The organism is Microcoleus sp. D3_18_C4 (assembly GCF_036702355.1).
Classification (GTDB): Bacteria; Cyanobacteriota; Cyanobacteriia; order Cyanobacteriales; family Microcoleaceae; genus Microcoleus.
Map to the genome: position 1 here is coordinate 17,963 of NZ_JAUBTF010000009.1, position 21,275 is coordinate 39,237.

Here is a 21,275-nt window from a genome sequence, read left to right on the forward strand (position 1 = left end):
ACACGATTTGAGCTTTTGATGCCTCTGTCTAAAGTTAGTTGTTTGTTATATTAAGTAATATTACCGTCTAAACAGGCGCTGAACGTTAAGGGCAAGCATTTGATAGCGCGTCGGGCGATCGAACTACCAACCTATTTTATAAGGAGAACAGCTCAAAGTGAAGATAGGAGCAAATTACCTCGGCAATAACCAATGTGAATTTACCGTTTGGGCGCCCACCCTCAAACAAATCGCCGTCCAAATTGTTTCCCCAAAAAAACGCCTGATACCCCTGCAACAATCCGCAGAAGGTTATTGGCAAACCACAGCTACAGACATCGAACCAGGAACCCTTTACACTTATCAAATCGAAGGAAAAACCGACCGACCAGACCCAGCCTCAAAATATCAACCCCAAGGCGTACACGCTCCGTCCCAAGTAATAGATGAAAGTATCTTTACTTGGACTGATACAAATTGGCAAGGCGTGCCGCTAGCCGAAATGATTATCTACGAACTGCACGTCGGCACCTTCACCCAAGCCGGAACATTTGAAGCAATAATTCCCCAGCTAAAACAACTTAAAGAATTGGGAATCAACGCCATCGAAATCATGCCAGTAGCCCAATTTCCGGGCGAGCGAAACTGGGGATATGACGGCGTATATCCCTACGCAGTTCAAAACTCCTACGGCGGCCCGGAAGGCTTCAAAACACTCGTCAACGCCTGCCACGAACACGGCATTTCAGTAATTCTCGATGTAGTTTACAACCACCTCGGCCCCGAAGGCAACTACCTCAGTCAATTCGGCCCCTACTTTACATCCAAATACGGCTCAATTTGGGGAGACCCCCTCAACTTCGACGACGCCTACAGCGACGGCGTGCGTAACTACTTTATTGAAAACGCCCTCTACTGGTTTCGAGACTATCACATCGATGCCCTGAGATTAGATGCCATTCAAGCAATATTTGAAGTAGGTGCAAGACCTTTTTTACAAGAACTATCCGATGCCACAGCCGATATTTCGCAAGAACTAGGACGGCAACTTTACTTAATAGCCGAAAGTGACTTGAATGATGTCCGCACAATACGTCCTAAAGAACTCGGTGGCTTCGGATTAGACGCCCAATGGTGCGATGATTTCCACCACGCACTGCACGCCTTGCTCACCGGAGAAGACGACCGATACTACCAAGATTACGGCAAGTGCGAACACTTAGAAAAAGCCTTCAAAGAAAGCTTTGTTTACTCCGGCCAGTACGCCCCCCACAGAAAGCGGAGACACGGCAATTCTGTTAAGGATGAACCGGGTCATAAATTTCTGGTGTTTTCCCAAACCCACGACCAAATTGGCAACCGCATTTTGGGAGACAGACTATCCAACATAGTTGACTTTGAAGGGTTGAAACTTGCAGCCGGCACAGTCTTAATTTCTCCCTACATTCCCTTCTTTTTTATGGGAGAAGAATACGGAGAAGAAGCACCGTTTTTTTACTTCGTTTCCCACTCGGACGAAAACTTAATTGAAGCTATCCGCAAAGACAAACAACAAGAATTTAAAATTTTTGAAGGCCGAGGCGAGTTTCACGACCCCCAGAGTCCTGAGACTTTCGAGAAGTGTAAGTTAAACTGGGAAAAACAAACCGAAGGCAAACACAAAATCCTTTGGGAATGGCACCAACATTTGATTCAACTGCGGCGGACAATACCAGCGCTTAAAAAACTCGACAAAAACAGTCTAGAAGTGTCCAGCATTGAAGCGGAAAAAATCTTATTTCTACGTCGCTGGACAGATGACAGCCAGATATTCTGCATTCTAAACTTCAACACGCAAGATGTTGCTTTTACGGCTGCACTGCCCCAAGGCAACGGTCACAAAATTTTAGACTCTGCTGATGAAAAATGGATGGGTTCAGGTTCTAGCTTGCCTGAAAAAATAACTTCAGAGCAAAAATTGACCATTAAACCGCATAGTTTTGCACTCTATGAATTAGAGTAATTAACACGGGAGGCAGAGCCTCAAATACAGGCGTTCCCCGGCAGAGCCTAGGAACAAGCAACAGGAGGCCGAACCTATCTCGTTCTTAGCCTCTGCCGGGGAATGCAGTCGAGGAGGCTCTGCCTCATATATTAAAAGAGAAAACCCTAAAAAACCAGGAGTAAAATTAACATAATGAGAATTCCCACAACAACTTATCGGATTCAATTTCATGGAGGTTTTAACTTTGAAGCCGCCAAACAAATCCTTAGCTATCTGGAAGATTTAGGAATTACCGACCTTTACGCTTCACCAATATTTAAAGCCAGAAAAGGCAGCTCTCACGGATACGATGTCGTTGACTCAAATCAGCTCAATCCCGATTTGGGAACATCAGAAAATTTTGAAGCCCTCACATACGAAATTAAGAAACGGAACATGGGATGGCTGCAAGATATTGTTCCGAACCACATGGCTTACGACACTCAAAATTTGCTGCTGTTAGACGTATTGGAACACGGGCCAGATTCCGACTATTTTGATTACTTTGATATTGAATGGAATCATGCTTACGAACATCTCAGAGGTCGAGTGCTGGCTCCGCTGCTGGGCAATTTTTATGGAGAGTGTTTGGAAAATGGCGAGATTCAACTCAAATACAGCGAAATCGGGCTGACTATCAATTATTATAGCTTACAATTGCCAGTAAGAATTGAATCTTATGCTAAATTTATCAGTCATAATTTGGGGCATTTAGCCAGGGAATTAGGCAGACGCCATCCAGATTTTATCAAGTTTTTAGGAATTCTTTATTTGATTAAAAATACACCTTCAGAAACTAAAGGTAAAACCCGATACGATCAGATAGCTTTTGTCAAAGGGCTGCTGTGGGAACTCTACAACCAAAATCCCCTTGTACAGGAATTCATTGATGAAAATATCAAAGTTTTTAACGGAGAAAAGGGGAATGCCGAAAGCTTTAATCTGCTAGACGATTTGCTTTCCGAGCAGTTTTACCGTCTGTCTTTCTGGAAAGTGGGGGCAGAAGAAATTAACTACCGAAGGTTTTTTACGGTCAACGAGCTTATTTCGGTAAAAGTTGAAGAGATTAAAGTTTTTCACAAAAACCATGCTCTGATATTCGACATGGTTGATGAGGGAAAGTTTACCGGATTGAGAATCGACCACATCGACGGACTTTACGACCCCACAGAATATTTGAAACGGCTCCGGGAGAAAGTCGGAGATACTTACATTACTGTTGAAAAAATTCTGGAACACGAAGAAGATTTGCCGTCATATTGGCCGATTGAGGGAACGAGCGGCTACGACTTTTTGAATTACGTAAACGGCGTTTTTTGTCGGTGCGATCGCGAACAGCAATTTAGCGAAATATATCAGAGATTTACTCGCTTGAATGTTCCCTATGAACAGTTATTTTTAGATAAAAAAGGACTGATTGTTGAGAAAAACTTGGCGGGAGATGTAGACAATCTAGCTCAACTTTTGAAGAATATCTCCGGTCAGTCGAGACAGGGAAATGACTTTACTCGTCCCGGTTTGGAAAAAGCATTGGCGGCTGTTTTGACAATTTTTCCAGTCTACCGAACTTACATCAATCAAGACGGTTTGAGAGAGTCCGATCGCACTTACGTCAAATATGCGATCGCCCATGCCAAACAACAAGCACCCAGACTCCTCAAGGAACTTAAATTTATCGAAACGGTGCTGTTACTGGAAGAAGAAGAAACTCTAACACCAGAACAAAAAGAGCAGCGTCGGCACTTTGTAATGAAACTCCAGCAGTTGACGGGCCCATTAATGGCAAAAGGCGTTGAAGACACGCTTTTATACGTCTACTATCGGCTTTTATCCCTCAACGAAGTGGGAGGAAATCCCAGTCAGTTCGGCGTGTCGCTGGGAGATTTTCACGAGTTCAACAAACAACAGCAAGTCGCTTGGCCGCACAAAATGAATGCTACAGCTACCCACGATACCAAACGCGGCGAAGATGTGCGAGCCAGAATAAACGTTTTGTCAGAAATTCCCGATGAATGGGAACAGCAAGTCAGGTCTTGGAGAGAGGTAAACTCTTCTAAGAAAGTCAACTTTGCGAATCGAATGGTTCCAGATACTAATGACGAATACTTCCTGTACCAAACTCTGCTCGGCAGTTTTCCCTTTGAGGGAATTGAAAACACTGATTATGTCGATCGCCTGAAAGATTATGTGATTAAAGCTGTCCGCGAAGCAAAAGTTTATACGGCTTGGCTGAGACCGGATAACGATTACGAAGCTGGTTTTATGACCTTTGTCGATACCGTTCTCGAACCTTCGGAACAAAATCAGTTTCTCAACAAATTTACACCTTTCTGTAAAAAAGTAGCTAATTACGGAATTTTCAATTCTTTATCTCAAACGCTGCTGAAAATCACGTCCCCGGGCGTTCCCGACATTTATCAAGGGACGGAATTCTGGGATTTAAGCCACGTCGATCCGGATAACCGCCGTCCCGTGGATTTTGAGCGCAGAATCGAGGTTTTGGGGGAAATTAAAGAGCAAGCTCAGACGGATATTTTGCAACTGGTTGAAGATTTGATTGCGACGCGAGAAGACGCGAGAATTAAGTTGTTTTTGACGGCAAGAGCGCTAGAAGCGAGAAAAAAATACTTGCAAGTTTTTCAATCTGGCGATTATCTGCCCCTGGAAGCAGTTGGCACGTTTAAAGATAATGTTGTTGCCTTTGCCAGAAGCTTTGGAGAGACTACAGTTATTGTCATTGCTCCCCGGTTTTTGACGGGAATTGTCAAACCGGAAGAAATGCCGATCGGCAAACAAGTCTGGAAAGATACTAATTTGAAATTATCCGAGCAAATGCCGTCGGTTTGGAAAGATGCAATTACAAATCAGGCGGTAGAAAGTAACGGTACGTTGGCAATTGGTGACGCTCTCAGTTACTTTCCGGCAGCTCTGCTGATCGGTAAAAAATAGCAATGAAAAGCTGGAAAATTCACTAATTTTCCGAGATTCCCAGGAGGCGGACTTGAGGCTCTCCCTCAATAAAATATTCCTTCCCCGGCACAGCCTGGAAGTAAACGGCTAGGGACACGGCATTGCCCTATCCCTTTTTAGAATTGATGTTATATCAAATCCGTTAGCATCGGAATAGTAAATTCAAGTTCGCTGTTCACTGTTGACTGTTCACTGTCCACTGTCAACCGTCAACCGTCAACATCATGTATGAGTGTAACCGGAAATGATATTAAACCTGATTTGAAGCCAAAAAACGGATCGCCCCTACCAACCAAACAAAATTTATACAACAAAGACGGCAAATACAACACAACGTATACGGTTTGCCACAATACCCGAATCGATCGCACACCGTACATTAGGAAGAGTAAAGAAAAGCAGTCAACAACTGTAGCGGTGTAAACCTCATGAATGCAACCGTCCCCCAAAAGGTTCGGTAAACACGCCTTCATCGCCTGGTCTAACCACCCGCAGTATAGAGATAAGCACCTATCTAAGACTGTATTAAAGCAGGACTCACTATCCGTACACCCCCCACAGGTGAAATCGCAGTCCTGAATAACCAGACTATCACACAGATAGAAAACCAAAATTTTGTAGAGATTGGAGCCGGAACACCCCTATGGGAAAAGTAGTTGGAATTGACTTAGGTACGACAAACTCCTGCGTCGCAGTTATGGAAGGCGGCAAACCCACCGTCATAGCCAACGCCGAAGGGGGTCGCACCACACCTTCTGTAGTAGCGTATGCTAAAAATGGGGATCAACTTGTCGGACAAATCGCCAAGCGTCAAGCCGTGATGAACGCCGAAAACACCTTTTACTCAGTAAAACGGTTTATCGGGCGTCGGGTTGATGAAGTAACCCACGAAACCACTGAAGTTTCCTACAAAGTTCTCAAAGTCGGCAACAGCCTCAAACTAGACTGTCCCGCCCGCGGCAAGCAATTTGCCCCAGAAGAAATTTCTGCACAAGTTCTCCGCAAACTCGTAGAAGACGCCAGCAAATACCTTGGCGAAACTGTTACCCAAGCGGTAATTACTGTTCCCGCTTACTTTAACGACTCCCAGCGCCAAGCTACGAAAGACGCGGGAAAAATTGCCGGTATAGAAGTGCTGCGGATTATTAACGAACCTACAGCAGCAGCTTTAGCTTACGGGTTAGATAAAAAGAGCAACGAAACCATCCTCGTATTTGACTTAGGTGGCGGTACTTTCGACGTATCTATTCTCGAAGTAGGCGACGGCGTATTTGAAGTGCTAGCAACTTCTGGAGACACTCACCTCGGCGGTGACGATTTCGATAAAAAAATTGTTGATTTCATCGCTAATGAATTCCAAAGAGCCGAAGGCATTGACCTTCGCAAAGACAAACAAGCACTGCAACGCCTGACGGAAGCAGCAGAAAAAGCCAAGATTGAGCTTTCAAGCGTTACCCAAGCAGAAATCAACCTGCCGTTTATTACCGCGACTCAAGACGGGCCAAAACACTTGGACACGACTTTGACGCGGGGCAAGTTTGAAGAACTGTGCTCGGATTTGATCGATCGCTCCCGCATCCCCGTAGAAAATGCGATCCGCGACGCCAAATTAGACAAATCTGCAATTAATGAAGTCGTCTTAGTTGGTGGTTCTACGCGCATTCCTGCGGTGCAAGAACTGGTTAAAAAACTCCTTGGCAAAGACCCCAACCAAACGGTAAACCCGGACGAAGTGGTCGCAGTCGGTGCAGCAATTCAAGCCGGCGTACTTTCCGGCGAAGTCAAAGACATCCTGTTGCTCGACGTTACTCCGCTGTCTCTCGGCGTCGAAACCTTGGGTGGCGTGATGACCAAAATCATTCCCCGCAACACCACTATTCCTACCAAGAAGTCGGAAACTTTCTCGACTGCTGTAGACGGCCAAACAAACGTGGAAATTCACGTTTTGCAAGGCGAACGGGAAATGGCGAATGATAACAAGGATTTGGGAACCTTCCGCTTAGATGGAGTTCCTCCAGCCCCCCGTGGCGTACCTCAAATTGAAGTTACTTTCGATATCGATGCTAACGGTATTTTGAATGTAGCTGCTAAGGATAAAGGTACTGGCAAGGAGCAATCGATTAGCATTACTGGTGCTTCTACTTTGCCCAGCAATGAAGTCGAGAAAATGGTCAAGGAAGCCGAGGCGAATGCGGCTGCTGACAAGGAACGTCGCGAAAGGATCGATCGCAAAAACCAAGCTGATTCTCAAGCCTATCAAATCGAGAAGCAGTTAGCAGAATTGGGCGATAAAGTTCCCGCTGATGACAAAACTAAGATTGAAGGGTTGCTTAAAGACTTGCGATCCGCGATCGAGAGCGAAGATGACGATCGCATCAAAACCCTAACAACAGAGTTGCAGCAAGCATTCTACGCTGTCAGCAGCAACCTGTACCAGCAAGCAGGCGGCCCAACTGACGGCCCTGGTGGCCCCGGCGGCTACGGAGACGGTGGCCCGACAGGCGGCGGCGACGACGTGATTGACGCCGACTTCACTGAAGGCAACAAATAACAGGCTAAATTAAAAGCCCCCAGCTAGAAGCAAGAAACCCGGTTTTGAACAGAAACCGGGTTTCTGTGCATTCAAAAACAAACAAAAGGCGATCGCCCAAAATCAGTAAAAATCTGCTTGAGGCATAGTGAAAAAAATTGAATATGCTTCAATAAATATCATAAACTAGCAGTAATATCGCAATCGAGAGCCATTAAATGTCACGTTCTCCTATACAAAATTCCTCCCCAAATAACCCCAGCCCATCTCATGTAGCATCCTTGCGCCGACTGCGCCGGATCAGCCATTTACTAGACAATGCAATTCCGATTCCCGGCACAAAGTACCGCATCGGACTCGATCCGATATTGGGACTGATACCGGGCGGCGGCGATGTAATCAGTTCAATTTTTGCAGGATATGTTGTCTTCAAATCCGCTCAAATGGGAGTGCCTCAAGAGACCTTAGTAAAAATGGCAGCTAATATCGTATTTGATACAGTGGCTGGTACTGTACCGGTAGCCGGAGATTTGGTGGATGTTGCTTGGAAAGCTAATGTCAAAAATATAGAATTGCTGGATGCTCATTTAGGTTCCCCTGAACAAGGCAAAAAAGCCGATTGGCTATTTGTGGCGGCGTTGCTGTTGGGTTTGATATTAATTGTCGGAGGCGTGATTTTCTTGAGTGTGATGCTTTTTGGATGGCTCTTTCAAGTAATTACAGGGCGTTAATTGGGGTTTGATGAGCAAGATAAATCACTCTCTTTGTGTCATATTAATAGCAGATAATCGGGGAAAGTTTTCCTAAAAAATCATCCTTGAGGATGATTACGGGCATGGAAAAACATCTGGCTTTAACGACCCGTATGGTGCGTTGCTTTTTTTTATGCCTCAACAAAGAGCTAAAATCTCACAGATCCGTACATTACAAACAGGGCGAGTGGAAACAAACCCAACACTTTTTTTACTGCAATACTTGAGAAAAATAATACGAGTATTAGCTACAAAAAAAACAGTGGCTGCAATCAATCTTCAATAAATACTAAAGTGTGTCAGGGTTGAAAAATTCAACCAACTCCTACCAATAAAAGTTCTGATTCTCTTGCCAAGAAGAGATATGTGGCAGAAATCTGAGATCTTGCACCATTCTCAAGAACAGGCCAGATGCCTGTTCCACAAGAAAATTCACTCTGGGTTCTGAAAAGTATATCTTAATGGTATTGACAAAACTTATTAAATGTGTATTTAAATCTCGATTTTCTTGGAAACTAGCTATTGACCCGCTCGCCCTTGAGTCCGATATAGTGATATAATCCAGACTATAATATCAAATTGATATAAATGCTTGAATTATCAGCCCTTGGGCTGCTACAGTTGCAACCCCTGCACGGCTATCGCTTAAAGCAAAAACTGGAGCTGTTTATGAGCAGTTGCATCAGCGTCAACTACGGAGCGATTTACCCGCTGTTGAAGCGCTTGGAAGAGCGAGGGGAGATTTCGGTAATTGCCGAAGAAGCCGGAGATGCAGGTTGTCCGCGCAAAATCTACGGAATTACCGCCCAAGGGCGCGAACTCTGGCGGCAAAAAATGCTCGAACACCCTCAAGAAAGCTGGGTTAACAGTGGTTCCCGGTTCCAAATCAAGTTTTTCTTTTTTGGCGACTTAGAACCAGCAGAACGGCTGAAGCTATTGGAACACCGCTTGCGAGCCTGTTACACCCGGCAAGACTACATCGAAAGCCTCAAGAGCGAATATCCACTAACCGACGACTATCAATTTGCCTCTCGCGATCGCTGCAAGTCAGTGCTGGCGTCAGAGATAGAGTGGTTAACCGAGCAGCTAGCCAAGGAAAAAAGTGCGATCGCCAGAGTTCGTGACTCCCTCACATCGGCTGAATCCGCCGACTCCAAGGGAAAATCCTTCCAACTCACCCACTCAGGTGAGTCATAAGAATGATGTGCAATCTTGCCTGCCATCGTAACTTTTGAGAAATAACAAGAAGCTTTCCTAAAAAGAAGCACTCCCTGGCTTGGCTAACTGCGATGGGACTAAAGCCCTGCACATACCCCAACCCCATTAAAAAGAGACTTTCCCGATTCCATCCTGTTTAAAATCCCTTGTCCTTATTCCCCCATGTTTGAGAGGAACGCCGGAAAATCAAAGATTTCGCCCAAGTCTCAGTCAGAAGTTAAAAAAAATCTAAGTGGTGCTGCCAATGAGTTATTCTAAATCCCCAGAATCCGTCGTTGAAGCTGAAAAGCAAAAATCTCCCACACCGGAACTGCACCCAACCGATGCCGACAGTGATCGACCGCAGGATTTGGCAGCCGTTGCCGATCGCCCCGAACCTGTTGCTAAACCCGAACAGCACCCAACCGATGCAGACAGCGATCAACTGCAGGATTCTGCAACCGTTGTCGATCGCCCCGAACCTGCTGCTAAACAACGATCGCGCTGGCCCCTAATTGCCGCGATCGCGATCGCCACAGGCGCAGCAGGTTTCGGCTGGTACTCGTGGCAATCGGGTCAGAATCGCCCACAGCAACAGGCAGCAGCAGCCCAACCCCCAGGCATACCAGTCAAGCTCGCAGCCGTACAAACCAGCTCAGTCCAAGATTCCTCGGAATTTGTCAGCAGCTTAGAAGCCAAGCGTTCGGTAGAAATCAAACCCGAAGTAGAAGGGCTAGTCACGGAGATTTTTGTCAAATCCGGGGACTTCATCAACCAAGGGCAACCCATCGCCCGCATGAAAAGCGAGAGCGCCCAAGCTGACTTGAGGCAATCCCAAGCCAACCTGATCCGCGCTCAATCCCATTTAGCCGAATTGCAAGCAGGAGCCAGGCCCGAAGAAATAGCCCAAGCTCAAGCCCAAGTCGCCCAAGCCCAAGCCAACCTCGCCCAACTGCGATCGGGCTCTCGGCCAGAAGAAATTGGTCAAGCCCAAGCCCGCGTTTCCCAAGCTGAAGCCGACCTCGCCGACGCCCAAACAGGTAGCCTCTTAGAAGACATCGCTCAAGCCAGAGCGCAAATAGAAGCAAGCACAGCCGAAGCAAAGTTAGCCAGCCAGCAGCTTGCCAGATATCAGGCATTGGCAAAAGAAGGTGCAGAATCCGCCAACACCCTTGAGCAATACACCCAAAAAGAAGGCAGCGCCAAAGCCAACCTCAGAGAAGCTCAAAGGCGGTTTGAGCAGCGACAAAAGAACAGACAAGCCGAGATCGAGCGCCGGACAGCCGCCTTGCAACAACAGCGGCAAGCTTTGCGGCAACTGCAAAACGGTTCGCGCCCAGAGGAAATAGCCAAAGCCGAAGCAGAAGTCGCACAAGCCAAGAGCAGATTAGCGCAGTTAGCCAACGGCACTCGCCAAGAACAGCTCGATCAAGCTGAAGCGCAAGTTGCCGAGGCCGCCGCTCAAGTGCGTGGCTTTGAAGTACAACTACAAGAAACTGCTGTCATCGCGCCCTTCGCGGGAGTCATCGGCGACATACCAGTGAAAGTAGGTGATTACTTGCAAAAAGGCAACGCCATTGCCACCCTGACAGAGAACCAATTGCTAGACTTGCGGTTATCAATTCCTTTGGAACGGATGCCTCAATTACGCTTAGGGTTGCCAGTACAAATGCTCGACGCTCAAGGTAAGGCGATCGCCCAAGGTCAAATCAGTTTTATCTCCCCCAACGTCAGCGCCAATTCCCAAACAATTTTAGCTAAAGCCACCTTTCCCAACCCCACCGGCGAACTGCTTAATCTCCAGTTTGTAAAAGCTAAAGTCATCTGGAAACAGAACCCCGGAATTTTAGTTCCAGTCACAGCAGTCACTCGCTTAGGTGGGGAAACATTTGTCTTCACAGCTCAAAAGCCGGAACAGGCAAAACCTGGAATGCCACCTTTAGTAGCGCGGCAAAAATCCGTGAAATTGGGAGCCATTGAGGGGAATAATTATCAAGTTATCGAAGGTTTGAAAGCCGGGGAAAAAATTGTTACCGCAGGCATCCTTAACCTGACAGACGGTGTTCCGATTATGGCTCAAGAGGAAGGGAAAAAAGCTGGGGAAAAATTACCAGTAGGGAGCAAAAAATAAGGTATGTTGTTGCGCTTTAGCGCTCTTGATTCACTTCTTAAGAGCGCTAAAGCGCAACTACGTACTTTATGTGAAACTACTTGATTGCTCAGCTATTAAAAAAGGGGAAATTTTAATTTTTGACGTAAGTCTAATTAGGAATTAGAAATTACGAATTATCAACTAACAACTACCCATTACCCAAATAATGTTTGCAGATTTCTTTATTAAACGACCCGTCTTTGCTAGCGTCTGCGCCTTAATTATTATCTTGGTAGGCGCAATCAGCATCCCCAGCATACCTATCGAGCGCTTCCCCGACATCAGCCCTACCCAAATTAACGTCACAGCTAACTACAGCGGGGCGAGTGCTGAAATTGTCGAAAATGCAGTTACGAACATCCTAGAAAGGCAAATCAACGGCGTTGAAGGGCTCAAATATCTAACTTCCAGTAGTAGTAACGATGGCACTAGCACCATTACAGCTACCTTTGATTCATCGCGCAACAAAGACATTGCCGGCGTCGATGTTCAAAATCGAGTTGCAGTTGCTCAGCCACAACTACCAGATGCCGTACAACGCACAGGAGTTAGAGTTACCAAACAATCTACAAGTCTCCTATTAGCGATCGGTTTATTTACAGAAAATAAAGAATACGACACCATATTTTTAAGCAACTACGCTGACCTATATTTAGCAGATGCTTTAAAGCGAGTAAAAGGGGTTGGTGACGTGCGAATTTTTGGGGAAAGACGCTATGCAATGCGTTTATGGATAGACCCCAATAAACTAGCCGCTCGCCGTCTCACAATGCAAGATATAACGAGGGCTCTCAACGAACAAAACTTGCAAGTTGGTGCTGGGAGAGTTGGTCAAGAACCTGCTCCGCAGGGACAAATGTATCAAATTGACTTGCGTGCTGAAAGTCGCCTCAAAGAACCAGCAGAATTTGAAGAAATCGTCCTCAAAACAGAGACAAATGGAACGTTAGTTAAATTAAAAGATGTGGGTAGAGCAGAACTAGGGGCAGAGAATTACAGCTCATTTCTGCGATTTCGAGGCAATGATGCAGTAGGTTTAGGGATTTACCAACTGCCTGGAAGTAATGCTTTGAATGTTGCCCATGCCGTCAAAACAGAAATGGAAAAACTAGCTGTTGCTTTCCCTCCGGGGTTGATACATAGAGTAGCGCTGGACACGACTTTGTTTGTAGAAGAGTCGATGGCAGAAGTAGTCAAGACATTATTTGAATCTGTCTTGCTAGTGGTGATAGTGATTTTTGTTTTCCTGCAAGACTGGCGCACAACTATTATTCCTATCATCACAATTCCAATTTCTTTGATTGGGACGTTTGCCTTTATCAAAGTTTTCGGATTTACGATTAACAGTTTATCTCTGTTTGGTCTGACATTAGCGACGGGATTAGTGGTTGATGACGCTATCATTGTAGTAGAAAATATTGACCGCCTGATCCGCCAAGGGATGAATGCTCGCGAAGCGGCTTTTGAGTCAATGCGGGAGCTTTTTAGCGCTGTAATTGCGACTTCTTTAGTGTTGATGGCAGTGTTCGTGCCCGTGGCATTTTTTCCCGGAACAACAGGAGCGCTTTATAAACAATTTGCGCTGACAATTGCTTTTTCAGTATTGCTTTCTACCTTTATTGCTATTACTCTCACGCCCTCACTTTCAGCTATATTACTGCGTCGAGGGCCGAAGTTTGGGGGCCCCCTAGGTTGGGTTTTTGACCGTTTTAATGGAGTTCTCGATTGGGTACAGCGGCAATATCGAAAATCCTTAATATTTCTCACAGGAATTAAGACTATTGTCACCCTCGTGTTCATCGGTTCTCTGGGAGTAACTGCTTGGCTTTATTTATCAGTACCCACAGCATTTATCCCGGAAGAAGACCAGGGCTATTTTATGACAATTATTCAAGGGCCCCAAGGTGTTTCGCTGCAATACACTCAGAAAGTAATGGATCAAGTAGAACAAGAAATCCTCAAACTTCCTGAAGTTGTAGGGACTTTTTCAGTGGGGGGATTTGGTTTTAGCGGTAGCACTTCCAATCAAGGCATTATATTTACTACACTTAAAGCCTGGGACGAACGTCACGGAGAAGATCAAACTGTACAAGCGATTATTGGTAAGTTGCGGGGTAAGTTTTTCGCGATTCCCGAAGCGAGAATTTTCCCTGTGAATCCGCCGGCTATTCAAGGTTTAGGTCAATTTGGGGGTTTCCAATTTCAATTGCAAGACCGCAAAGGTAACAGCGGTTTAGATGGCTTAGTCCAGACTATGGGCGGGATTTTAAAGCAGGCAAATCAGACACCGGGATTGCAAGCGGTATTTAGTACGTTTGCTGCGAATACGCCTCAGTTAATTGTGGAAGTTGACCGCAATCGAGCTAAGGCTCTAGATATTCCCATTAATGATGTTTTCAGTACGTTACAAACGGCTCTGGGTGCTCAGTATGTGAACGATTTTAACCTCCAGCAGCGCAATTATCGGGTGTATGTTCAGGCGGATAAACAGTTTCGCGATAACCCTGAAGATATTGGGAAATTGTATGTGCGTTCTGGAAAGAATGAAATGGTTTCTTTGAGCAATTTGGTGAAGATTACTCCGGTGGTGGGAGCACAAACTGTTAACCACTACAATTTGTATAGGTCAATTGAAATTACTGGCTCTCCTGCTCCGGGAGCGAGTTCTGGACAGGCGCTAAAATCGATGGAAAAGGTGTCGGCTCAAGTTTTGCCCTCTGGTTTTGGCTATGAATGGTCGGGGAGTTCTTTAGAAGAAATTGAGTCGGGGGGTCAAGCACCAATTATTTTTGGTTTGGGGCTAATTTTTGTGTTTTTGGTGTTGGCTGCTCAGTACGAAAATTATGTCGATCCTTTCATTATTTTGCTATCGGTGCCTCTGGCGATTTTAGGTGCGCTTTTAGCTCAGTCGTTGCGGGGTTTGGCGAATGATGTTTATTGCCAGATTGGTTTGGTGATGTTGATTGGATTGTCGAGTAAAAATGCGATTTTAATTGTGGAGTTTGCGAACCAGTTACGGGAGCAGGGATATTCAATTGCTAAGGCGGCAGTTGAGGCTTCTCAAGAGCGTTTACGACCGATTTTGATGACTTCCCTGGCTTTCATTTTGGGTATTGCTCCTCTGGTTAACCCAGAAGGTGCGGGTGCAGCTAGTCGCCGATCGCTAGGGAATGCGATCGCCGGGGGGATGGTTGTTTCTACTGTCTTGAGTTTGTTTATAGTCCCGGTTCTGTATGTGGTGGTTGTCTCGGCTCGCGATCGCTTTAAGAAGCGCGATCGCCCGCAAAATCCGCCCGATGATGGTACAGTTTTGAACGGGAAAACGGCTCCCCACGAGGAGATTGAACGCGATAAAGTATCGCCGTTTTAGTTGGTAAGTGGCAAATACTATCGTTTTGTGAGTTGAATTGGTGCGATCGCCCAAAAGCTGCCAATCCTGCATCAAAACCCCCAAAACCCCCAGATTAGTCCGGGGCTCAATTCTTCAATCGAAAATCCAAAATCCAAAATCCAAAATCGATTGACGGCGGCCCCCATCTGCGGCTACGCTTTGAAGTGAGAGGTTGCTTGCTTGTAGAGGAGGCAGCCCGCGTCGCCCAAAAATCTAGTTGCACTGCCCAAAGCTGCTACGAACAGCAATGGACAGCTAACCGCCAAACTGGTACGAGCAGTCTGGAGGCTAACGGAGTATCTTAACATCCTCTGTAGCCGCCCTGCTATGTGTTGAAATGCGGGGCGGCTGGGTTTTTGGGTTTTCCTAGAAAACCCAAAACCAGGAGAACATATTATGTCACAGGAATTCTTACCTGACGACAACAAGTCCGATCGCCCAAATGACGACTCAGCAGCAGTATGCGAACAGGAAGTGGTGCTGTTAACGGTTGTCGGTTCGCCCAAAGGTGTCCGGGAAACCATACTCACTTTGTACCGGCTGGGATTTGCCGAAGTCGGCGATTGGAGCCCCGTACAACGTGCAGCTAATCCGAAGCAGGTGATGAGCGTGCTGATCCGTCGGAAGCGATCGACTGATGATACACCGCCGAGAAAATCTGGACGGTAAGCTGCGCTGTCATTTTGATTGAAGCGAAGAATCTTCGTGGGGTGGGCGTCTCGCCCGCCCTAAAAATACAATTACTTACTGGGCGTTGATAATGGATTTCAGGGTAAAAGTAAGAGACTTGCGATCGCAGGCAACAATTTACTGCAAGCTTCTACCAACGTCGCCGCACTAGGTAAACCAGCAATAGTCCCTTTCAAAATTTTCATTGCCGTTTTCCCCGCCTTTTGCATTGTGCTTTCTTGGGGATTTTTCCCTACTTCTGCCAAAGTTTTTACCTGTTCCAATGCTTCAGCTTTATCATCATCAGATAAATTAGTTTCCGCCCCGATTGCGGCTTGTAACTCAGTCAACAATTCTTTGATTCCCGGCTTGTCACTTTGAGTAGAGGCTGGTAGCTGGTTAATCGTGTTGGTAACTATACCGCTGATCTCGCCTATATTCAATGTTGACCCAGTAACATCTCCCCCAACCTTGATGTTTTTGCTGCTGCTGTCAGTCATAGCTTTACTCTCTGATGTAGAATTAACTTCATTAGTAATAATAACATCAGAACGTTGCTTCTTCAATTGCTTAGCCAACATTTTTGCAAGTTTAATGTGCTCTAAAATTTGCTGACGCTGATCTAAAATTTGCTGACGGTAAAATTCTATCTCTTTATCTTTAGCTTGCACTTCAGATTCGTGCTTGGCTTTTAAATATTTAATATGTTTCTCATATTTCTGTCTAATTAGAGCAAGACTTTCGTCACTTTGCATGGTTGGGCTAAGAGTTTATGCTTACTCATCCTCCTGAATAATATTAATCGACTGTGGTTGTTGAGCTAAAATCTCCACTATTTCTTTCATGTAATCTATTTCCTGGCGATAGAAGGCTATTTCCTCATCTTTATATTTTAATTGCTCGGCTTGCCTTTGAGCTTCTAGCCTTGCTTGATAAACTTCGTCCCAAATTTTCTCAAATGTATCCTTATCCGTTCCTTCGGGAACCTTGAGAGTCAGTAAAACATCGTTTTCTTTCTTCTCAAATCCTTGAATTGACTCCGGTGTAATGTCTGGAAATTCTTGCATTAACTTCTGAAAAGCGGCGGTAAAAGCTTCTGGGTTAAGCCCATCTTTGAGCAGAATTTGCACGGTTGTCATAATTTTTTTATAGAGTTTCTCGAAATCCCCCGGTTCAAAACATTTACTGATGTGGTAAGGGCGGCGTTCGCGATCGCCAGTTCCCGGTTGGGGATATTCTAGAAGATAAAAAAACCGACAGTCAACGCGATCGAGCTTTGTATTACCGTCAATATTCCAAGCTTCCAAACAAGCACCTGTAAAACTAGCTGCTGTAAAATCTGTTGCCAGGGCTTGAGTTTCAGTGAGGTTTGCGAATTCCAAATTAGCTTGATGCAAAGTTGCTTCTTTGAGGTTAGCCTGCTTGAGATTAGCATAGCTGAGATTAACGCCTGTCAGGTTTGCTCTTTGGAGATTCGCACCAACATAGGATTTTTTGTAGCCATTGCCGGTGATGAGTAATTCTCGGATGCGGGTATCAGCTAATATCGAATTACCGACTCGCGAGCGATCGAGCTTTTCTGTTTTGTGGAAGCAAGTGCGAGTGAGATTGGCTGTTCTAAAATCTGTACTTTTGAGAGTTGCCTCAGTGAAATTGGCATCAGCTAAATCGGCATTGCGAAAGCTAGTGCCACCCGTAGTGGCAAAGGCAATGGCGATCATGCGAATCAAGGCGTGTTTCTCATCTCCAACCAGGGCACGCCAAGCAACGTAAATACCTAGTCCTGTCGCTGCCACTGCCACTGCCACTGCCACTGCCACTGCCGCTGCCCCTGCCGCTGCCCCTGCCGCTGCCCCTGCCACTGCCACTGCCACTGCCACTGCCGCTGCCCCTGCCACTGCCACTGCCGCTGCCCCTGCCCCTACCCCTGTCACCGCCCCTGCTGCTGCCACTGCCACTGCCGCTGCCCCTGCCGCTTGCACTGTCCCTGCCACTGCCACTGCACCTTGCGCTGCCCATGCCCCTGCACCTGCCGCTGTCACTACCACTGCCACTGCCCCTGCCCCTGCCACTGCCACTGCTACTGCCCCTAGACCTTGGCGGATAGTAGCTATAAAGAAGATGGCCAAAACTATCAAGACAATTACACCGGGATGAATGGTGTACTGTTTGATCATATCTGGAGTGAAAAAATCTGCTATCCACAAAGTAGCACGAGCTGACATCAATCCCGATATTGCCGATAGAAATAGCGAGATAGTTACTAGAAAAATTGTCCAGCGGCGTTGCAGTCCGGCTTTGGCACGGGTGAAGTCAGCTTCTCTGAGGAGGGCATTGGTGAAGTTTGCGCCTCGGATGTCTGCACCGATGAATTTTGCACCTGTGAGGTTTTGACCTTTGAAATTGTGGCCTCGGAGATTTTTACCGGAGAAGTCTTTGGGCATGATTTCACGCAGGGATATAATATTATGTCCGGTCAATTAATGACGACTACAGTGCAAGCTTCTAGCTCGCGATCCTTACGCTCTTAGTATACAATCATTATTAGCGATTACCGAAACATAATAGGATAACTATTTAATAAAAAATCAAATAATCTCAAATATCATGTTGCATTATATCCGAAAAAGTATTTATAATTTGTACCTAACTAATTCCATTATCGAGATATTCCAACACGTCATAAACCCTAATTCTCAGACCTCGAATACAAGGTTTACCGCCTCGCTTACCAGGTTCGATCGTAATAATCTTAGCAATGTCTTGTTCTGACATGACATTTTCCCTTTAGCTTATTTTCTCAATTCTAGGCTAACAAAGGGATAGAGCGCTCGTAACTTTTGGTAGTTTCCAGCATTTTATTAGTTCCTTTAATTTCCTAATTCACTTTAACTCAATCCCCCCACAGCCACCACTCTCCTCAAGTCCCATCCGGGGCGTGCCCGGAGTCTTTTTGGGTATCTTTTCGCCCGATCGCACCCCATCGTGCAATAATGATATGACTTGCACAAAAGCTCTATTAGTAGGTAAATCTTGCCTACCTTACCGCTACATATAGCGTCTCAACTGTCAACCCGTGCAAGTTCCCAATTAAACCGGCTGTTGCACTACACAATTTTTTCCTAATGGCTGAAGTCCCCCTAAATCCCGCAGAACTTGCAGAAGCCCTCAACGGCTTTACCGATATCAATTTCCAATTGCCAGACCCCGAAGACGAACAAATACCAGAGTTTGATTTTGAAAATCAGGTTGACAATGCCTGGAAAGTGTGCGATCGCTTCGACTTGCAAACCGACATTTGGCGGGGACGCATTCTCCGAACAGTTAGAGACAGAGAAAAAAAAGGCGGCGAAGGACGCGGCACAGGGTTTTTGAACTGGCTCAAAGAAAGAGAAATTGGCAAAAGTCAAGCCTATTCTTTGATAGAATTAGCTAATAGTGCCGATACTCTGATCCAGCAAGGAGATTTAGACCCAAATTCCATTAGAAACTTCAGCAAAAGAGCCTTTGTAGAAACCGCCAAAGCATCTCCCGAAGTGCAGCAAATGGTAACAGATGCCGCAGCAAGTGGCGATCGCATCACCCGCCGCGAAGTCAAACAACTATCCGACGAATGGATGGCAATGAACTCAGATTTATTGCCAGAAGAAGTCAAAGAAAAAGCATCAACCGGTTCTCTACCTTCCCGCTACCTCGCTCCTTTAGTCAAAGAAATGGAGAAACTCTCCCCATCTCACCAAAGCGAAATTCAAAAAGAAGTAGCAGAAAATCCCGACGTAGATACTGTCAAACAGCTAACATCCGACGCCAAGAACTTATCAAAATATCTCGACGCCGCCGCCCAAGTGCAAGCTCTCAATCAGTCTCACTTAGACATGGAAATGGCCTTAGAAGAATCTTTGCGAGTAGGCTGTTTGGGAACCACCGCCGACGTTGTAAAACAAGCCGCACAGCTAGAACAAACAGTAGTCAAACTCTACACAATTTGGAAGCGTTTAGGCAGTTTGGCAGATAGATTGTATGTGGATACAGGAGCAAGCACACCCAATTTGCGGTTGCTTTTGGGATGCTTAGACAGTCTTTCGGGAGAAAAGATTGAAGTGGATTTTGGAGACGGAGAACGCTCTATTCGCTTGCAAATTTTCAGCGAATAGCTCAACCTTGACCGCAGATAAACGCCAATCTCCAGGCTCATTATCGGCGTCGAACCCTGTTTATCTGCGGTTGAAATTTCTGATTTTTTTCCAAAGATATCGGGGATGCAAATAACGCCGATATTTGGTAACTACTTCTTTCCCCAACAGCACTACGCTAATCCAAAAACAAACCTCGGCCCCAACAGCCAGAACGACAGATAAAGTTGCTTTTTGGGTAATGTCCAGCGGCAGGAAGGGCACCACAAACAAGACGGCTAACCACGGTAGAAAAGATACGATAAATAAGAACAAACCGAGCTTTCGCATAGATTCACATAATACAGCTTTGATATGCCCTTTATCTATTAGTCCACTTAAAGTGGACTTCGTTTGTATAGTAGCGATTTCAATCGCCGAGTGACTACAAACTCCCATCTTGCACCAATGTCAGCAACAGGCTTTCCGGCCTGTTCCACAAGAACATTTAGTATTTGTGGAACAAGCATCTTGCCTGTTCTTGAGAATGGTTCAACCTATGACTACAAACATAATTGCGAAGCATCTCAAACTCAATTCTTAATCCCCGTCGCCGCAATCCCCCGAATAAACTGCCGTTGACCGGCCAAAAACAGCAATACCACAGGCACTGTTCCAATTACCACCGCCGCCATCAACAACTGCCAACTGCTAGTAAACTGTTCCTGAAATTCGGCCAAAACCAACTGCACAGTCCGCAACTCCGGCCGCGTCGTAAACACCAGCGGCTTAAACAAATCGTTCCACTCCCCGATAAACGTAAACAAAAACAGCGTCACCAAAGCAGGGCGGGCCAAAGGTAACATCACCTGCCACAAAACCTGCCAGCGGTTAGCCCCATCCAGCATTGCCGCCTCCTCCAACTCCACCGGAATAGTCATAAAATACTGGCGCAGCAGAAAAATCCCAAAACCGTTAGCCGCCGTAGGCAAAATCAGCGCCCCGTAAGTATTCAGCAGATGGCCCCACTTCAAAACCAAGAAAATGGGAATCACCAAAAGCTGAAATGGAATTACCAGTGTCGCCAAAACCCCCAAAACTAGGGCCTGTCGCCCCCGAAACTTCAGCCTGGCCAAAGCATAACCGGCCAAAGCAGAAGTCACAACCTGAAAACCCGTCACAGCGATCGCCACTAGAGTAGAATTAAGGAATGCCAACAAAAAATTGCCCCGTCGCCAAGCCTCCTGATAGTTCGCAAAAGTCAGGCCTGTGGCCTTGACACCGACACCCGATGGTGATAAGGAAACCAAAAATACAGCAGCCAGTGGCAGCAGCACCAGCGCAGCACCCGCCAGCAACAAAATAAAACTCAGCAGTTCCAGCGCTTGAGACCTGTCAAAGGATTTACCCATAAATTTGTGAATTAACCTAAAATAATAAGCCTGTGAGGTTCTCCAACCCGATCGCATCCCCGATTCCCATACAACAACATAATAGTCG

Annotated in this window: 15 protein-coding genes and 1 pseudogene; 11 read left to right on the forward strand and 5 right to left on the reverse strand. The window is 46.0% G+C overall.

All coding sequences use genetic code 11. The annotated features are described in order from the left end of the window. Positions 1 to 157: 157 nt before the first annotated feature. The 10 genes from treZ (at position 158) to QUA90_RS06455 (ending at position 15,663) form a co-directional block, all read left to right on the forward strand. Positions 158 to 1,981: a malto-oligosyltrehalose trehalohydrolase gene (gene treZ, locus QUA90_RS06410; RefSeq protein ID WP_333444455.1), complete on the forward strand. Its 1,824-nt coding sequence runs from the start codon at positions 158 to 160 to the stop codon at positions 1,979 to 1,981. Positions 1,982 to 2,155: 174 nt separating this feature from the next. Then, positions 2,156 to 4,951, forward strand: a complete 2,796-nt coding sequence (gene treY, locus QUA90_RS06415) for a malto-oligosyltrehalose synthase (protein ID WP_333444457.1) — start codon at positions 2,156 to 2,158, stop codon at positions 4,949 to 4,951. A 249-nt stretch (positions 4,952 to 5,200) separates the two neighbouring features. After that, the gene (locus QUA90_RS06420) at positions 5,201 to 5,395 is read left to right on the forward strand and encodes a hypothetical protein (RefSeq protein WP_333444459.1); all 195 of its coding nucleotides are present in this window, start codon (positions 5,201 to 5,203) and stop codon (positions 5,393 to 5,395) included. A 220-nt stretch (positions 5,396 to 5,615) separates the two neighbouring features. Next, complete coding sequence (gene dnaK, locus QUA90_RS06425; protein WP_333390160.1) at positions 5,616 to 7,523, forward strand: molecular chaperone DnaK; 1,908 nt, start codon at positions 5,616 to 5,618, stop codon at positions 7,521 to 7,523. Positions 7,524 to 7,720: 197 nt separating this feature from the next. After that, complete coding sequence (locus QUA90_RS06430; protein ID WP_333324309.1) at positions 7,721 to 8,233, forward strand: DUF4112 domain-containing protein; 513 nt, start codon at positions 7,721 to 7,723, stop codon at positions 8,231 to 8,233. Between the two features lie 609 nt (positions 8,234 to 8,842). Continuing rightward, entirely contained in the window at positions 8,843 to 9,451 is a 609-nt protein-coding gene (locus QUA90_RS06435; RefSeq protein ID WP_333444460.1) for a PadR family transcriptional regulator, read from the forward strand. Between the two features lie 265 nt (positions 9,452 to 9,716). Next, positions 9,717 to 11,582 (forward strand): efflux RND transporter periplasmic adaptor subunit, encoded by a 1,866-nt coding sequence (locus QUA90_RS06440; protein WP_333444462.1) that lies wholly within the window; start codon positions 9,717 to 9,719, stop codon positions 11,580 to 11,582. A gap of 187 nt (positions 11,583 to 11,769) precedes the next feature. Next, entirely contained in the window at positions 11,770 to 14,973 is a 3,204-nt protein-coding gene (locus QUA90_RS06445; protein WP_333444464.1) for an efflux RND transporter permease subunit, read from the forward strand. Positions 14,974 to 15,170: 197 nt separating this feature from the next. Continuing rightward, entirely contained in the window at positions 15,171 to 15,299 is a 129-nt protein-coding gene (locus tag QUA90_RS06450) for a hypothetical protein (RefSeq protein ID WP_333324317.1), read from the forward strand. Positions 15,300 to 15,390: 91 nt separating this feature from the next. Beyond that, positions 15,391 to 15,663: a hypothetical protein gene (locus QUA90_RS06455; protein WP_333444466.1), complete on the forward strand. Its 273-nt coding sequence runs from the start codon at positions 15,391 to 15,393 to the stop codon at positions 15,661 to 15,663. A 98-nt stretch (positions 15,664 to 15,761) separates the two neighbouring features. Here QUA90_RS06455 and QUA90_RS06460 read toward each other — a convergent pair whose 3' ends face one another. The 3 genes and pseudogenes from QUA90_RS06460 to QUA90_RS06470 all read right to left on the reverse strand — a co-directional run. Further along, positions 15,762 to 16,418, reverse strand: coding sequence for a hypothetical protein (locus QUA90_RS06460; RefSeq protein ID WP_333444468.1), 657 nt, complete (start codon positions 16,416 to 16,418; stop codon positions 15,762 to 15,764). A 21-nt stretch (positions 16,419 to 16,439) separates the two neighbouring features. Continuing rightward, positions 16,440 to 18,107, reverse strand: a complete 1,668-nt coding sequence (locus tag QUA90_RS06465) for a pentapeptide repeat-containing protein (protein WP_333444471.1) — start codon at positions 18,105 to 18,107, stop codon at positions 16,440 to 16,442. A gap of 210 nt (positions 18,108 to 18,317) precedes the next feature. Continuing rightward, a pseudogene (locus tag QUA90_RS06470) lies at positions 18,318 to 18,438 on the reverse strand (DUF433 domain-containing protein); the annotation flags it as partial. A 350-nt stretch (positions 18,439 to 18,788) separates the two neighbouring features. On the opposite strand from QUA90_RS06470, the gene QUA90_RS06475 reads away from it, so the two are divergent. After that, positions 18,789 to 19,817, forward strand: a complete 1,029-nt coding sequence (locus QUA90_RS06475; protein WP_333129130.1) for a hypothetical protein — start codon at positions 18,789 to 18,791, stop codon at positions 19,815 to 19,817. Positions 19,818 to 19,877: 60 nt separating this feature from the next. Here the strand turns inward: QUA90_RS06475 and QUA90_RS06480 are convergent, their stop codons facing one another. Both QUA90_RS06480 and QUA90_RS06485 read right to left on the reverse strand, forming a co-directional pair. After that, positions 19,878 to 20,234, reverse strand: a complete 357-nt coding sequence (locus QUA90_RS06480; RefSeq protein WP_333385420.1) for a transporter suffix domain-containing protein — start codon at positions 20,232 to 20,234, stop codon at positions 19,878 to 19,880. 134 nt (positions 20,235 to 20,368) lie between these two features. Continuing rightward, complete coding sequence (locus QUA90_RS06485; protein ID WP_333444474.1) at positions 20,369 to 21,187, reverse strand: carbohydrate ABC transporter permease; 819 nt, start codon at positions 21,185 to 21,187, stop codon at positions 20,369 to 20,371. Between the last annotated feature and the right edge of the window lie 88 nt (positions 21,188 to 21,275).